General features: G+C 60.3%; 12 protein-coding genes and 1 pseudogene. 11 read left to right on the top strand and 2 right to left on the bottom strand.

From position 1 onward, the window contains the following. Positions 1-434: 434 nt before the first annotated feature. The 4 genes from AC3WLT_RS07945 (at position 435) to AC3WLT_RS07930 (ending at position 8,092) form a co-directional block, all read left to right on the top strand. Positions 435-3,449: an ATP-binding protein gene (locus AC3WLT_RS07945; protein ID WP_492591341.1), complete on the top strand. Its 3,015-nt coding sequence runs from the start codon at positions 435-437 to the stop codon at positions 3,447-3,449. A gap of 163 nt (positions 3,450-3,612) precedes the next feature. Next, positions 3,613-3,855, top strand: coding sequence for a hypothetical protein (locus AC3WLT_RS07940; RefSeq protein ID WP_492591340.1), 243 nt, complete (start codon positions 3,613-3,615; stop codon positions 3,853-3,855). Between the two features lie 333 nt (positions 3,856-4,188). Further along, positions 4,189-4,884, top strand: coding sequence for a response regulator (locus AC3WLT_RS07935; protein ID WP_492591339.1), 696 nt, complete (start codon positions 4,189-4,191; stop codon positions 4,882-4,884). Between the two features lie 166 nt (positions 4,885-5,050). Next, positions 5,051-8,092 carry an ATP-binding protein gene (locus tag AC3WLT_RS07930; protein WP_492591338.1) on the top strand — a complete coding sequence of 1,014 codons (3,042 nt, stop codon included), beginning with the start codon at positions 5,051-5,053 and terminating at the stop codon, positions 8,090-8,092. Positions 8,093-8,315: 223 nt separating this feature from the next. Here AC3WLT_RS07930 and AC3WLT_RS07925 read toward each other — a convergent pair. Beyond that, positions 8,316-8,441, bottom strand: a pseudogene (locus AC3WLT_RS07925) (IS110 family transposase); the annotation flags it as partial. 607 nt (positions 8,442-9,048) lie between these two features. On the opposite strand from AC3WLT_RS07925, the gene AC3WLT_RS07920 reads away from it, so the two are divergent. The 5 genes from AC3WLT_RS07920 to AC3WLT_RS07900 all read left to right on the top strand — a co-directional run bounded on the left by AC3WLT_RS07920 (position 9,049) and on the right by AC3WLT_RS07900 (position 14,732). Next, positions 9,049-9,621 (top strand): fimbrial protein, encoded by a 573-nt coding sequence (locus AC3WLT_RS07920; RefSeq protein WP_492591337.1) that lies wholly within the window; start codon positions 9,049-9,051, stop codon positions 9,619-9,621. A gap of 118 nt (positions 9,622-9,739) precedes the next feature. Further along, entirely contained in the window at positions 9,740-10,474 is a 735-nt protein-coding gene (locus AC3WLT_RS07915; protein ID WP_492591357.1) for a fimbria/pilus periplasmic chaperone, read from the top strand. 94 nt (positions 10,475-10,568) lie between these two features. Continuing rightward, on the top strand, positions 10,569-13,217 hold the full coding sequence (locus tag AC3WLT_RS07910; RefSeq protein ID WP_492591336.1) for a fimbria/pilus outer membrane usher protein: 2,649 nt from the start codon (positions 10,569-10,571) through the stop codon (positions 13,215-13,217). Positions 13,218-13,284: 67 nt separating this feature from the next. After that, positions 13,285-14,394, top strand: coding sequence for a fimbrial protein (locus tag AC3WLT_RS07905; RefSeq protein ID WP_492591335.1), 1,110 nt, complete (start codon positions 13,285-13,287; stop codon positions 14,392-14,394). Positions 14,395-14,399: 5 nt separating this feature from the next. Further along, positions 14,400-14,732, top strand: coding sequence for a fimbrial protein (locus AC3WLT_RS07900; protein WP_492591334.1), 333 nt, complete (start codon positions 14,400-14,402; stop codon positions 14,730-14,732). A gap of 321 nt (positions 14,733-15,053) precedes the next feature. Here AC3WLT_RS07900 and AC3WLT_RS07895 read toward each other — a convergent pair whose 3' ends face one another. After that, positions 15,054-15,293, bottom strand: coding sequence for a DUF2442 domain-containing protein (locus AC3WLT_RS07895; RefSeq protein WP_492591333.1), 240 nt, complete (start codon positions 15,291-15,293; stop codon positions 15,054-15,056). A 368-nt stretch (positions 15,294-15,661) separates the two neighbouring features. Between AC3WLT_RS07895 and AC3WLT_RS07890 the strand changes: the two genes are divergently transcribed. Both AC3WLT_RS07890 and AC3WLT_RS07885 read left to right on the top strand, forming a co-directional pair. Next, positions 15,662-16,009, top strand: coding sequence for a hypothetical protein (locus AC3WLT_RS07890; RefSeq protein WP_492591332.1), 348 nt, complete (start codon positions 15,662-15,664; stop codon positions 16,007-16,009). Beyond that, a complete protein-coding gene (locus AC3WLT_RS07885) occupies positions 16,009-16,227 on the top strand; it encodes a hypothetical protein (protein ID WP_492591331.1) in 219 nt (72 codons plus the stop codon). Before AC3WLT_RS07890 ends, AC3WLT_RS07885 begins: the two co-directional genes overlap by 1 nt. Positions 16,228-16,233 lie beyond the last annotated feature (6 nt).

The raw sequence follows: 16,233 nt of genomic DNA, 5'->3' as shown, positions 1-16,233 counted from the left end.
TGGGCGCATATACGGCATTCACGATGAGTTACCCCTGATCGGGTAAGGTCAGCCGTAAAAAGCGGATGCTGGGCAGAGCGACGCCGACTGCCCTTCGGTGACGGCACAAATACAGGAGTCGACGGCTCCAGCACCGTTCACGGCTCGTTGGCGATTTTTCGCTCTGGCATATACGGCACGACACGACACGATGCGTCGCGTCATCACCGTTGTCAGCTCTTAGACGGACGCCGACGACACGTCAAAGATAGGTCATGTTCGAAATGTTGCGCCGCTATAACTTGTCAAGTCCTAAATACACCGGGCGGCGCAGATTGTTTATTCGACGTTTGGCATGATCGAGGCATATCTCTTTTTGCGGATAAATACCGCGACGGTTGCTTCTGCCAGGTTGCCGCTTCACGCCCTTGCACGAGGCCGCTCCGTCTTGATCCATGCCTCAGAGTCCTCTTCAATCCATTCGACGCTACCAGAGTATTTCCGTGTTCGGCGGCGGCGTTATCGTGACGGTCCTGATCCTGATTGCCTGCGTGCTCGGGATGACGTCGATCGTCTATGGCTATCTCGAGGGCGAGCGGCGCAATTTCCTGAGCGGCATGAAGGAAACTCTCAACGAGATCAAGGTGAGCGAGACGTCCTTTCGCAACGGCGTCGCCAATGCCCAACTGATATGGAGGGAGGACGAACGCGCGGCGGACAGCGTCGTCGACGCGTTTTTCGACGGCGATCAGCGGCTCGAAATCACGCCATATCCGTCGCTCGTGCTCGGTGATCCGGGGAAAACCGGAAACCGTGCCGAGGTCGCGCACTATCTCGCGTTGTCGTTTCTGCTGTCCCGAATTTGTGCGGCCAGTTCGATCAACCGCGGGCGGCTCTTGGAGGGATATCACTACAGCACGCGAACCGGTGTCTTCGCGTTGGTGCCGAATCGAGACAGCCACGATCCGGCGCTGGCCACGCCGGAAGGGCGTGCCCGCATGCTGGATGCATTGCGGATCGATTTCGGCGGCGCCCGGCCGGTGACGTCAAGCGGGCGTCCGCTGGTGCATTGGCTGCCGCCGTTCGTCGATCCGGTGTCCGGGCAGGCTCGCATCAGGATCGCCGCGCAGGCCAGCGCCGACGGTACGCCGTTCGCGGTGCTGGTAACCGAATACGCACCCGAATACCTGCTGTCGTGGCTTCCCGAACATCGGTCGGATGGCACATTCTTCGTGACCACGGCGGATAACCGGCCCGTCGCGATCGATCCTGAGGTGGCGGCGGATCGTGCGCTGAAAGAGCGTCTGCTGCGGCTGAACGTGTCGAAAGACGAAGCGGCTTCCGATGCGCCGGTTTTCCAGAACGGCTTCGTGATATTCCGCGGCACGCTCGATTCGACTGGATGGACGATCGCTTACGCACTGTCATGGACCGACCTTGCGGCAGGCATTGCGCTGCGGGCGGGCACGCTCACAGCGGCGACACTCCTGGCTATCGCCGTCATGTGGATATTGCTGGTGCGGTTTCATCGCCGTGTGCTCGTGCCCGTGTACGCGCGATCGCAACGCGTGTTCGACAGCGAAGCGCTGTGCCGCAGCGTGATCGAGATGGCGCCGGTCGGACTGGGATTGATTGCGCGATCGGACGGACATTTCATGCTCGTCAGTCCGGCGCTGACGGAAATGGTTTCCCGGATCGGCGGCGACTATCGCACGCTGTCGAGCGAGGTGGTAGCGAGGTACCAGGTGCTTGCCGCGAGCGGCGCGTCCCCCGGCCCGCTGCAAGACGATCTCGTCCTGGCCGGTACGGATGCGCACCTGCATCTCGAGTACATGGTCTGCGGCGCTCGCTATCAGGAACATGACGTGCTGATCGTGGCGATCGCCGACGTGACGGCAAAGCGGCAGCTGGTGCAGAAGCTGGAGGAAGCGGTGCGTGCGGCGGATTCGGCGAACGCAGCGAAATCGTCATTCCTCGCGGCAATGAGCCATGAAATCCGCACGCCGCTGAACGTCATCTTGGGCAACCTTGAGCTACTCGATCGTTCGGCGCTCGACGGGTCGCAGCGCAGCCGGGTGCATGCGATGCGCACGTCGTCGACGGGCCTGCTGGCGCTCGTCAGCGACATTCTCGATTTTTCGAAGATCGAAGCCGGGGCGATGTCGGTCGAGTCGATCGAATTCGACGTGGTCGCCATGATCGAGCATGAATTGAGCGCATTCGCACCGATCGCGAAATCGAAAGGACTGCAGTTGTTTTGCGAGATCGACGCCGCCAGCACGCAAGGGATGCGGGGCGATCCGACGCGGTTGGCCCAAGTGTTCCGGAATCTGCTGAACAATGCGCTCAAATTTACCAGCGTAGGCCGTGTCATCGCGCGACTGTCTGTCGTTGCCGCCGCGGATGCGAGACCGGAACTCTTGATCGAGGTCGAGGATACCGGTATCGGCATTGCAGCCGATCACCAGCACAAACTGTTTAAGGCGTTTTCGCAGGTCGATGCGTCAATCGCGCGGCGCTACGGCGGAACGGGCCTCGGGCTCGCGTTGTGCGACCGGCTCGTGACCGCGATGGGGGGAAGCATCGCGGTCACGAGCGCGCCGGGTGTCGGAAGTCGTTTCTCAGTCCGTTTCCCTCTTGGCACGGACGTCGTCGCGATTGGCGAACGGAAGCCGTTCGATGCATGCTCGTTGACGTTGGTCGCCGCACGGGCCGAGTGGCGGAATTTCGCGTTGCCGCATCTGCGGGCGTGGGGGTTCGAGGTCGACGTGTACGACAGTCCGGTGCGCGTGCCAGCGGATCGTTATACATGTCCTTCCGTGGTCGTCGTGTTCGGCGATTCAGATGATTGCTCCGACACGGAACTCGACGATCTGCGCCGAGGAGCGCCAGTCATTCTGGCCACGCGGGACGGGCCGCTCCAACCATACGGCGCGGACGGGATTTCTCGTGTTTCGAGTTATTCGATCAGTGGCCTGCGGGCGGCGCTGACGCAAGCCGGTGCTTTATTCGCTCGGAGAGCCGAGCGACGACGCGTCCCGACGCAACGGTCGGCGGACCCGCCGACCGCTCGTTCGTTGCGCGTGCTGGTGGCCGATGACGAATCGGTCAACCGTTTGATTTTCCGCGACCAACTCGATGCGTTGGGTTGCTCGGTGGAGGTAGTCACGCTTGGGAAGGACGCGCTCGAATCACTAGAAGAAAACCGATGGGATGTGCTCTTGATCGGTGCCGATCTGCCTGACATGGGTGCATGTGCGTTGGCCGGAGAAGTTCGCGATCGCGGGTCGCCGTGTGACGTCGTGGTCGTGACGTCATATCTCATGCCTGGCGACAGGCATGGCTACGTGACGGCAGGCGTACACAAGGTATTGACGAAGCCAGTGACGCTCGCGCACTTGCTAGGCGCCATGGCAAACGCGTCGCGGCGGAGTGGCGCGTCAATACAGGAGCGGGAGATCGAAGTATGACGACTCGGTCGCATGGCGATTCCACAAGAAGGGAGGCCGCCAGTCCTTGTGTAGAGGAATTTGGTATCCGAAATAAAGAAGGCAACGTGCGCGATGCGAGTCGTGCGCGGCTATTTGATTAGATAAAGATAAGGGGGTGGGGGCCGTGCGTTCTTCGAGGAAGGTGTTCGCGCTGTTGCTTAATTTCACGATGCTGGCTGAGAAACCGAGAAGGGAGTTTCTCACGAAGATGAACGAGTTTTTGATGATGTCGCCGATACAGAAAAAGCGAGCAATCAACGAGTGGAGGGATATCGTCGAGGTCGAGCTGCGTGATCTGACCGACGACGAGGCCCGGCGGCAACCGGACGCAAGCGAATTGCGTCTGAAGGCAAAGCGCCGGGTTGTTACGAAAGAGAAACCGTGACGTAACGTATTCGGATCGATGATCCCGATGACAATCGGGCTTTCAGCCTTGCTCACGCTCGTGGAGCGCCGCTTCGCTCCGTAATGCACAGCGTGTTCGCGTGTCGTTCGATCATGCGCGGGTAGCAGCGGGCAACGGCATTCAAGCAGGCAAGCCAGACGGCTCCGGTCGGCTCAAACGGGCATATGCGCCGTGCCCGCGTTTTATCTTAAAATTATGCCGTTTTCAGTCCGATGCAGTGAATTCGAAAATTGGTCTGCCACACGGAGGGCAAATGATCCCCGTTGAGTCGGAAATCGGATGCGCGACGGGGCACTCAAGGAAACAACAACCATGAATGAATATTTTGTAAGTGTGATCGTAGCGGACGATCATCCCTCGTCGGTACTCGGGATGTCCCAGGGGCTGGAGGGCAGCAGCACCATCAAGCTGATGGGTACCGTTACGAATTCCACAGATCTGGTGACGACGCTCAACGAGCGCCCGTGCGATGTTCTTGTGCTCGATTATGTAATGCCCGGCGGCAAGTATGGTGACGGACTTTCGTTGCTGTCGTTTCTTCAGCGCCGTTACCCAACACTGCGCATCGTGACGATTACGATGATTGACAATCCGGTCGTGCTGCGTGCGATCCGGAAGCAGGGCATCGACTGCATCCTCAGCAAGTCGGATGCAATTTCGCATCTGGTCGGTGCCGTGCATGCCGCGTTTGTGGGGGCAAGCTATTTGTCGCCGTACATCAAGGAACTGCTGCATGAGGGGCGAGAGAGCGCTCCGATCGAGCGTTCGCTTAGTCCGCGCGAGATCGAGGTAGTCCGGCTTTTTTGCGGTGGTTATACGGTCGGCGAGATCGCGACGCAGCTTAGTCGTAGCAAGCAGACCATCAGCTCGCAGAAAGCGAGTGCGATGAAGAAGCTGGGCATCACGCGCGCCGCGGATCTGATCCGCTATACCGATGAGGGAAAACTGACGCATTCTCCCGCACCTGATGAGTCGGCAGCTGACGATACGCGAGAAGGCGACGCGTAGCAGCCGCAGGATGCGCTGCATCTAAACGGGTCCGGGATGTGACGCTTCAAGGCAACTGGGTCAACGCGATCGATTGATTCCGGCATGAGCGTTGTTGGAGACATGAGCGGCGCATTGTTCCGGCGGCCTGAACGCTGCAGGCAGGTAGCAATGACAACGAGACGATATGCCAGCAAGACTGAAAAAGCTCATCGAGCGCACTGCGGCGGTCGGCCGTAAGCCCGCCGAGCCCGGCCGGGTACGCCGCCAGCAGAAGGCGATGCTGTACGGCGGCGGCGTGGCAATCACGGCGTTCATTCTGGTCTGTGCGATGTTGGTCGCAAGGCTCGAAGTACAAGATGCCCTAGCGCAAGTACGTTCAACGTTCCTGAAGCGTGAAGCCCAGCTGTACGGCGCAATGCAGGTGACGAAAGTGCTGCTGGGACGATATTCCGCCAATGTGGAGCTGGCATGGCGGTACGACGAACGTGCTTCACCGGAAATGCTCCAGCAGTGGTCTAACGATCGCGGCAGGCTGTCCTGGCGTAATACCACGGGGCAGGTGTCGATTGCCCTATTTTCCGGGACCTCGCCGGCCCAGCCGAACACCCCGTATTCTCAATATCTGGGGATGATTCTCCGGCAATTCCATATAGTGGCGAACCCGTTGAGGACCTCTGTCGCTCCGGATATCGAAGCGTATCTGATCGGTCTGAAAGGCGATTTTCTCGGGGTCTTTGGTTATCCGCTTGCTGCCCAGGCGCTTGCCGATTCGGCCGATTTCGACCTGCAAGCCCTACTTCGTCAGCTCACTCCCCCGAACGACAGCGTTGGACTACAGCAGCTCGACGAGGCCAGCAATCACGGCATCGTGATTGAGACACGCTTCGATCCGCTGACCGGAAAGCCCACGGTGCGGTTTGCGCAACGATTGTATGACGTCAGGGGCGAGCCGTTTGCGTGGCTCATATTCAACGCCGGACCCCGAATCTACAGCGCGATGGCGCCGGAAGCGATCCGCGAAGAACACGCGCTTGTCGACTCTCGCGGAAATGTACTGATCGGTCAGCAGCGCAGCGGCGCGATGATCGCACGTGCGCTCGAATATGCGCGCAATTCCCATGGCGGGCAAGTGACCGTTCAGCGCGTCGGCGCGAATTTCGTGATCAGTGAGCGCTTGCCGGAGTCCACGCTGACGTTGATGACTACCTTCCCGTGGCAAAGCCTGATGTCAGGCAGGGCCAAAAGCATGAGCGTAATGGCGGGCCTGGTGGCATTCAGCATCACGCTGCTCTGGTTTGCGATCGTGATGGTCGACCGGCGCGCGATACGGCTCTTCGAAAGTGAAGCGCTCAACCGGACGCTGATTCGCACTGCGCCAGCAGGTCTCGCGCTCCTGTCGCTAGCCGACGGCCAGACGATGGTGTGCAACGATACGATGCTCGCCTACGACGAGCAGGTGTCTGGCCTCGCGCTCGGCGAGCGGTTATGGCAGGCCTATCGCGACGTTCAACGTGGCGCGGGCGCTTCTCAGCTCGTGACGCACGAACTGGAGATCGACCATGCAGGACATGGGGCGACGTATCTGGCCGCGAACATGGTGCGTGCGAAATACCTCGGCGCCGACGTGCTGCTATGTACCGTGACCGACGTCACGGTCCGCAAGCAGACCGAACAGAAGCTGCGTGAAGCGCGTGAAGCGGCGGAGCATGCGAACAAGGCCAAATCGACTTTTCTGGCGACAATGAGTCATGAGATCCGCACACCGCTCAACGCGATCATCGGCAATCTGGAGCTGATGGAACGGGCGCGGCTGCCGGCGCTTCATCGGCGGCGCCTCGAGACGATCATGTCATCGTCGGATGCGTTGCTGCGCATCATCAATGATGTGCTGGATCTTTCGAAGGCAGAGTCCAACCAGATGGTGCTTGAATGCATCCCTTTCGATCTGCGCGACGTGCTGCGGGATGTCGCGGCGATTTTCCGGCCGCTCGCGGATACGAAGCACCTCACGCTGGCGTGCAGCGTATCGCCTGAATTGGCGGACGGTTACGTGGGGGATCCGGTTCGGTTGCGGCAACTCGTCTCGAACCTCGTCAGCAATGCGATCAAGTTCACGACGCGCGGCGGCGTGACGATCGAAGCGCGGTATGCGCCGGACGGCGCGAGCGGCCGACGCGTCGAAATTGCAGTGAGCGACACGGGCATCGGCATCCCGGAAGACAGCATGCCGACGCTGTTCGACGTCTACCTTCAGGCCGACGCATCGATCTATCGGCGGTTCGGCGGCACCGGGCTCGGTCTGCCTCTGTGCCGGCGTATTGTCGCGTTGATGCAAGGCGAGTTGACCGTCAAAAGCCGCGTCGGCGAGGGAACGAAATTCGTGGCCGCGCTACCACTACCCGATGCGCCGCCCGCCTGGCGGGCCGATCTGCCGGAACCGGAAGCCGGGCAGGACGCGGAACTTGGGTTCGAGGCAGGAGCCGAGCCGGAATCAAACACCGAAGATGAAACGCCGATTCGCGTGCTCGTCGCGGAGGATCATCCGGCAAGCCGCGCATTGCTGCGCGACCAGTTGGAGGTATTGCGGTACGACGCCACGATCGTCGCGAACGGCGTGGAGGCGATGCGATCGTTCTTCGAGGCGCCATATGACGTCATATTGACCGATCTGGGTATGCCGGGACTCGACGGCTACGCGCTCGCGAACTTTCTGCGCGAGCAAGGTGCCCGCGTGCCGGTGATCGCGATGACTGCGCATGCCACCGAGGAAGATTATCGCCGCTGCGCGAATGCGGGAGCCGTCGAGGTCGTCCTCAAGCCCCTGTCGATCGCGGCGCTCGACGCGGCACTGCGTCGGCATGTATCCCGAGGCGCCGCAACAGATAGCGGATATGCGGATCACGACAATCGGCCCGTGATGACGAGCGAAATCCGCCAGACGCTGCGCGAGGCAACGCTGCACTCGATGGCGGTGATCGGCGACGCGCTGTCGAGCGGCGAAGTCGATGCCCTCAAGATCGAGCTTCACTCGATGCGAGGCGGCTTTGCGCTGGCCGGCGATATAGAGGCGCGGGACGCATGCGCCCGCGTCGAGCGGCTCGTGCATGAGGGCGGGGTCGATGCAGTCAAACGCGTTTGGCCGACGTTTCAAGGCGAGATTGGGCAGGCGCTGGAACGGCTGTCGGAAGCCGGAACGAGCGAGGCGGGAGAGTCGGCTTGCAGTTGATGCAGTCGATTGCGGTCGCCGCGCCAGTGGGCGTGGCTGCTATTGCGCGGCACATTACTCGGCCATCAGGTTTCGGTTCGTGGCAGCAGAGCCTCGCCTTCGGGTTGTCGGCAGACACCACTCCATTTTCGCCTGCTTTCAAACGAACGGAGACCTTCTTTTAAGGCTCGACGCAATTCATGCCAGTTCCATGGCTGCTCGCTCAGGGCAGTCAGATGAATTGTTGAATGCGGACGTTGGGCAGCGCTTTGTTGTACACGCGCTTTCCGGTCCGATCGAGCGCGACGGCGTGACGCCGGCCTTTGCCTACATTGACGCCGACGGAGTCATGCCGTTGAGTGTCTTGCATCGAAGTGTGCGCGGCATACGAATTGGCCCTCGATTGCCCCTTTGCGCAACAATATGTCGAGCAGGCGGAAAAATCCGATAATTAGAACTTGTCCTAGTGATATGAGTTTCTATCTCGTACATTTCATATTTACTGATCTGTCGCCAATCGTCAAAATGACTCCTGAAATCTGCTTCGTATTTATGACGTACCGGGAAGCTGTTTGATCGCTTCCGATTGCATGGAGGCAGGTTAGTTCATCTCCGGTCATGGCGTATGCACGGGCGGGTTTCTGGTAATTCGCGGCGTCGGCACCGAGCGCGCTGAGCAAGGACGAGCAGAAAGCTCACGCGATGAAAAATCTCGGTGTAATCGGCGATATAAAGCCGGTCAAATGTGCGATCTGTCTCGACCTGATCGACAGGATAGGCGAGAGTCGCTTCGAAACTCAGTAATTTTCGAGTGAACTTCTTTGGTGCTCGGCTGGCGCGCCGGGTGGGTTGCGATTATTTGAAAATCGGAGAAATGGGAGGACTGTAAATTAATTTTGCGGTAAATGGCGAAGTATATCCGTTCTGTTTAACGAACGAATTTGATGGAAAATCTTTAATCACTGGATGAATCTGAAATGAAAAAAATCACGATGTTGATGTCGGCAGCCGGTCTGGCATTTGTGGCGATGAATGCGGCGCATGCGTCGGACGGCACGATCAACTTTACGGGCGCCGTGGTCGCGTCGACCTGCAAGATCAACGGTGGCACCAACGATCTGACGGTTGCGCTGCCGAAGGCATCGACCAACACGCTGGCACAGGCGGGTGCTACCGCCGGCCGTACGCCGTTCACGCTGTCGCTGACCGGCTGTACGACGGACATGAGCGAAGGCGGGACCGTGATTCCTGCGCCGGTGAGCAAGGTATCGGTGGCCTTCGAACCGGGGCCGAACGTGAACCTCGCGAGCGGCCGCCTGACGCTGACCGGCGCCGATGCGGCAAAGAACGTCGAAATCGGCATCCTGAACGACAAGTACGAGCCGATCAAGGTCGGTGCGGAAAGCACGAGCCAGAATTCGCAGATCGCGAATATCGACACGACGGAAGGCACGGCGACGCTGCAATACGCGGCGCAGTACGTAGCGACTGGCGAGGCGACCGGCGGTTCGGCGAATTCGTTCGTGACGTACTCGCTGATCTATCCCTAAGCACTTGATGTTTTGAGTGACGGTCCGGCCTCCCGATGGCGGTCGGACCTCAAGAAAGACTCGTGAGCGTGCGCTCGTATTTGTTTCGGACTGCAATTTAATGGAGGCGAATATGAAAATGAACAATCCATACCGAATTCTGTTTTTCCTGATGTCCGTCCTGTTCGGCATGAGTGCGCAGGCAAGCGTGACCCTGTCCGGTACGCGTGTCGTTTTTTCCGCGGCCGAGAAGGAAGTCACGGTTCAGCTGACCAACGACGGGAAGTTGCCCGCGCTTGTCCAGACATGGGTCGACAAGGGCGACGAGCAGGCTTCGCCGGACCAGATCGACGTGCCGTTCGTCATCACGCCGACGATCTTTCGCGTCGAGCCGGGCAAGGGGCAGACGTTGCGAATCATCCACACCGGCGAGCCGCTGGCGGCCGACAAGGAGTCGCTGTTCTGGCTGAACGTGCTGGACGTGCCGCCGAAGGCGACGGCCGATGACGACCGGAATCGCTTGCAGATCGCATTTCGCACGCGCGTCAAATTGATGTATCGGCCGGAGGGTTTGCCGGGCAGCGCGTCGGAAGCACCGCGTCAGCTCACGTGGGCGATTGCGGCCGGTGCCGACCGCCGTGCGGTGCTGAAGGCGACGAACCCGACACCCTATGTCGTCAATCTCGGCGGCATCGCGCTGCGAGCGAATGGCTCGACGTTCGACGCGGGCGTGGGTTACGTCCGCCCAGGAGAAACGGCTTCGTTTCCGATCAAGGGTTTGACCGATGCGAACGTGACAGACGGGACGGTTGTGTACAGCAGCTTTGACGATTGGGGCGGAAGCCAGGCCAATCAGGCAACCATCCGCAGATGAAGAAGTAGCGGCCGGAGGGTATGCCGCCATTGCGGCCGACTTCGGTCAACCCGAATCACAAGGTCAAATCGAATTACTTACGGGGAGCGAGTGAATGGTGGGGAAGCAACATACGAGCGTGCAGGTGGAGATCGAGCCCAGGCTGAAGCCGGTCGGCGCGTTGCTTCTCACGATCATTGCAGGATGGCAGGCACAGACGCATGCCGCCGAGGCTGAATCCGGGGTGCCGTTGCAAATCGCGCAGACGGAGTTCGCACAGGTCGAGTTCGAAGGCGGCTTTCTGAATAGCGGTGGCGGCGCGATCGACGTGTCGCGCTACGGGCGCGGCAACGTGGTCCGATCCGGCAGGTACAGTCCGGACATCTACGTCGACGGTCGATGGGTCGGGCGCACCGAAGTGGAATTCAACGCTGCGCCGAACACGGCCGACGCGCAGCCGTGCTTCGACGAAAAGCTGCTACAGCAGATCGGTGTCGATCTCACGAAACTGCCTGTCGAAATCGTCAAGCAGATCGTCACGGATCGCGCATGTCTGCGCCTTGGGCAGGTGATTCCGGAGGCGTCGGTCAGCTTCGACTTCAACGAGCAGCGGCTGGACCTGAGCATCCCGCAGATCTCGATGTTGCGACATGCGCGCGGCTATGTGAGCCCTGATCAGTGGACCGAAGGCGAGACCGTCGGCATGCTTGGGTACAACGTCAACGCGTACCACTCGCGCGTCAGCGGCGGGGCGGCCAGCACGCAGGGCTATGTCGGTGTGGACGGCGGTTTCAACTACCGGCGCTGGCACTTCCGGCACAACGGCTCGTTCAGTTGGGACGACCGCGGGCGCAGGCAATACGACAACGTCGCGACCTATGGGCAGCGCGATCTGGCCAACTTGTCATCCCAGCTTGTCATCGGCGATACGTACACCTCCGGCGACCTGTTCGACTCGACGTCGTTCCGTGGCGTGCGGGTGTTCACCGACGATCGGATGCTGCCGGAGTCGCAGCGCGGCTACGCGCCTGTCGTGCGCGGCATCGCGAACACCAACGCAAAGGTGACGATCTCGCAGAACGGCGTGAAGCTGTACGAGACGACCGTCGCGCCGGGCGCATTCGTGATCGACGACCTGTATCCGACCGGTTACGGCGGTGACCTGAACGTGTCCGTGATGGAAGCGGACGGTTCCGTGCATTCCTTTTCCGTGCCGTATGCAGCAGTGCCGCTGTCGCTGCGCCCCGGCCAGAACCGCTACAGTTTCACCGCCGGCGTGGTGCGCAACCTGAGCAACACGACACCGTACTTCGCACAGGTGACCTGGCAGCGAGGCTTCACGAACCAGGTCACGGGCTACGGCGGTTTGACGATCGCGGAGGGCTACCTGTCGGCGATGGTCGGCGGCGTGCTCAACACGCCGTTGGGCGCGTTCGGCGCAGACGTCACGCATGCGACCACGTCGATCCCGCGGGAGCAGCGATATTCCGGGCAGAGCTTCCGTATCAGCTATGCGAAGAGTATTGCCGCGACGGGCACCAACGTCGCGATCGCCGCATATCGTTACTCGACGAACGGCTTTTTCGCGCTGAACGATGCGATGTACGCACGCGATCAGGCGAAGATCGACGTCGGCTCGACCGGGCTCTACCGGCAGCGCAATCGCGCATCGCTGACGCTGAGCCAGCAGCTCGGCCCGCGAGGCGGCGGTCTCAACATGACCGCGTCGGCGGCGACGTACTGGAACCGTAGCGGATCGGACGTCAACTATACGTTCGGGTACAGCAACACGTTTCGCAACGTCGCGTACAACGTGTCGGCGACACGGCAGCGCGATGCACGGGGTACGTCGAGCACGCTTTACTACGCGGGCCTGTCGATTCCGCTCGGCACGACCCGGCCGGCGACGCTGTCGACGAACTTCAACCGCGACACGCGCGGCTCGACGCAGATGCAAACGAGCCTGTCGGGTTCCGTGGGCGTCGACAACAACCTGTCGTATGGCCTGAACGTGAACCACAGCAATACGTCGGGCACCTCGCAAACGAACGGCGGCGCCAACGTGATGTATCGCGGCTCGTCAGCCGAGCTGACCAGCAGCGTCGGCGCGAGCGCGGACTATCAGCAGTACTCGGTCGGCGCACGGGGCGCGGTCGTCGCGCATGGCGGCGGCGTCACGCTGTCGCAACCGCTGTCGGAGACGTTCGCGATCGTCAAGGCGCCGAATGCAGAAGGCGCGCGGATCACGAATGCGTCGGGCGTGCGCATCGACGGCCGTGGCTACGCGATCGTGCCGTATCTGACGCCGTTCGCGATGAACGACATCGGGCTGGATCCGAAGGGCCTGTCGACAGACGTCGAATTGAAGGAAACGGCACAGCGCGTCGCGCCGCTGGCGGGCGCGGTGCCGATGGTGACTTTCAAGACGGTCTACGGGCGTTCCGCGGTGATCCGCGCGCGACAGGCGGACGGCTCGCCGATTCCGTTCGGTGCTGCCGTCACCGATGGGGACGGCAAGGAAATCGGCGTGGTCGGTCAAGGCGGCAAGGTGCTTGCGCGCGGGCTCCAGGAACGGGGCGAGCTGAAGGTGCAGTGGGAGAAGGAGGACGGCAAGGCCGTCTGCAATCTGTCGTATTCGCTGCCGGTGCGCAAGCGTGCGGCCGGATATCAGCCGCTGCAAAGCCTCGAATTGCCGTGCGTGGCGGGCGGTGCCGCCAGTTATGCGCCGGCCGTAGCGAGTCGGGGCGTGATGCCGGCGGAGTGACGCATTCGGGGCATACGAAATCGGGGCGGCCTGCGGGCCGGCGTCGCGGTGAGGGCGGTCAGCGACAGTGAAATTCGTCGCCGCGGTCGGACGAGAACGGTTGATTGCCCTTTGCGAGTGCGCGATTCTATTTTTAATCGACGATTGCCGTGGAATCGGCTTTGATGGTGAACCGGAGAGATTGGTGAAATTGTTAACTATCGCGACTTGTTTTTTCTCGATTTTTCCGATTGCGGCTTGGTCAGCCTGTACGGCGGATACTAGTGATGGGTTGAATTACTATGTCGCGAGCGTGTCTGGATTCAATCCGCCGCAGTTCGATCCGGGTGCGGTTCCGATCGGCGGTGTAATTTATTCTGCGGACGGATCTCCGACATTCATTAATAAGTCTGGCTCTCAGGCGACCACGAGATGCACTGGCACCACGACTACCTATGTCACGGGAGTCGGCACGCCAGATGCCAGTAAAATTTATCCCACCTCCGTTCCAAATATTGGCTTGCGCTTGTCGTCAGGGACCAACAACAAAGTTCCATATCAAGCGGGTTCGTTTGTAACCGGAACCTGGTCCGAATCATGGTCGTTGAAGATTGAACTGATCAAAACCGGAAACATCACGGCTGGCGGGGTGCTGAGCGGCGGGTACGCGCAATACCGCGCAGATAGCGAGAGCGGACAGGTCCTCGTCGAGTATCGATTCGCGTCGCCCGTCGTGGTCCAGCCCCGGGTTCCGACCTGCAAGGTTGCGACGCCGTTGGTGACGGTGCCGATGGGCACGGTCACCACGTATTCTTTCAATGGCGTCGGCACGACGACAGGTCAGCGCACGTTTGCCATCTCGCTGGCTTGCTCGGGCGGGAATGCGGGGACGTCGACCAATGCTCACGTGACGCTGACCGATGCGACCACATCGGGCAATACGTCGACGACGCTATCCTTGACGAAGGACTCGACAGCATCCGGGATCGGCCTCCAGATTCTGAAGAACGACACGCTGCTGGGCTTCGGGCCGGATTCCGCCACCGTCGGCAACACCAATCAGTGGCATGCTGGCACGATCGCGCAGGGGCAAGCGGCTTTGACAATTCCGCTGAGCGCACGCTACGTGCAAACCGCGGCAAAGATTTCGCCGGGTAGTGCGAACGCGCGGGCGACGTTTACGCTGAGCTATCAGTAGCTTCGATGGGGCTCAAATGCGATGCGAGCATCAGTGTCTATGCCACGCTGACGGATGCGACCAATCCCGCAAACACCGGCAATGTCCTTAGTCTGGCGGGGAATTCGTCGGCGTCCGGCGTAGGCATTCAAATATTGAAGCAAGGCGCGACCAGTCCGTTGAATTTCGGGCCGGACTCAGCCGCCAAGGGCAATACCAACCAGTGGCTGGTCGGTAAATCCGGGGCATCCGGCAGTGTCATCTCCGTGCCTTTCGAAGCGCGCTATATCAAGACGGCGGAAACGATCAAGCCGGGTACCGTGAATGCACTCAGCACGATCATGTTCTCCTATCAGTGATCGTGCGAATGGGATCCAGATGGGCTTGATCGACCGCGAAGGGTAGGGCGGTGCCGCAGCAAGTGTGCCAGCGCCTTCTTGCTGCGGCACCGAATGAGCGACATGTGCAACTCGCACTAACGGGATAGGAACGCAGTCGTGAACAATTCGTTCGGCCGTGCGTCGGGCTCGAATCCCATGTCCACAACGGCCTGTATCACCTTCAGACGGTCGGTCGAGATCTCGCATGTTCAGTGCCACCACAGTGCGCCTGGATAAGTGGCCGGCTCCATGGTCCTGCAATGCACCGGCAAGTATGCCAAGGTGAAAACATGCCATTTCTCAATGAAGCTTCGCGTCATCGAGAGGTAGCAGCAATGCCGTCACGTCGACATCTTCGCCGAGTTCGGGCCAGTACAGTTGCTGCCGGTCAATCGAAATGGCGAAATGCCTACGTTCCATCGGCGACGCGGACTCAAGGGCCGGGAACAACTTCAGAGGAAAATAAGCGGCCCGGCCGTCTGCCAGGTCCAGCACCAAAAACTTTGCGTCGAAATGCACGTTCACTGCAGCGCCTTTCATGACCAGCTCCTGAAGAGGAACAGCACTCCGAGCATAGAGTGCCGCAGCCCCGCATTCAAGCAGGAAAACCTGGCGCGAGCACGGTTATGCAGGGCGCCATCTGGAACCAGAAACGCCGTCTCTACTCACGTGAACATCGTCTCGATGCGAGGGCCGTGGATTATTGCTTCCGGGGCGGGTGACAGGACAGTCATTGAATTGCGCAAATACCTGTATGGATGTACAGTTCTCTGCGCGGGATTTCGTGGCGCCGAACAGGCACTTTCTGTGCGCGACCGCCACAACTGTGACGGTTGCGACGGGCCGTGCGCCTGAGGGGATGTATCGTGCAGCGACAGATTGAAGCGCATCACCAAGGAGAAACGATAGTGAAACTGATTGGATGCGGGTTGCTTTTCCTGGTATGCACGTCGTCCGCGTTCGCAGGCGAGCGCTACATAGAAATCTGGAATCCGCCCGAAGCTCGGGGTGGGTTGCATAAAGGAACAGGCGTGCCGAACTCGCTGAAACATAGTCGGCGCGCGCCTCATCTGGTAAAGACACGGGCACATCGCGCTCCCGCTGCAGTCGCGAAGACGGCTGAAAAGCAATCGCCGTCCGGCCAGGCAACGAGAACTTTCGCTCCTGATGTATTTGATATCCCGCGGCAGATAACGCCAGAGGGGAATATCCTTCGCGTCGATGCCCGTCATGCCCATGCCGAGGTCTCACGCTGATGGAAGCTGAGAGCTACAAGGGGTATTCGATATGGGGCCACGCTATCCTCCAGCAGGAAGATATCCTGCAGCCTGAGAGGTACGCGGCGAGCGGCACTATCACCCGAAACAACAACTTTATTGAGGCGTCGGGAATCCTTGGACATTTCGATACCGAAGAGGAAGCGCAACATGCCGGGCTGGATTGGGCGCGAGCGTGGGTAGATAGCCACGTTTAAATTGTT

This window comes from Paraburkholderia sp. FW306-2-2C-D06C (assembly GCF_058781505.1).
Note: the sequence above shows the minus strand (reverse complement) of the source record. Positions and strands in the feature narration are given on the sequence as shown.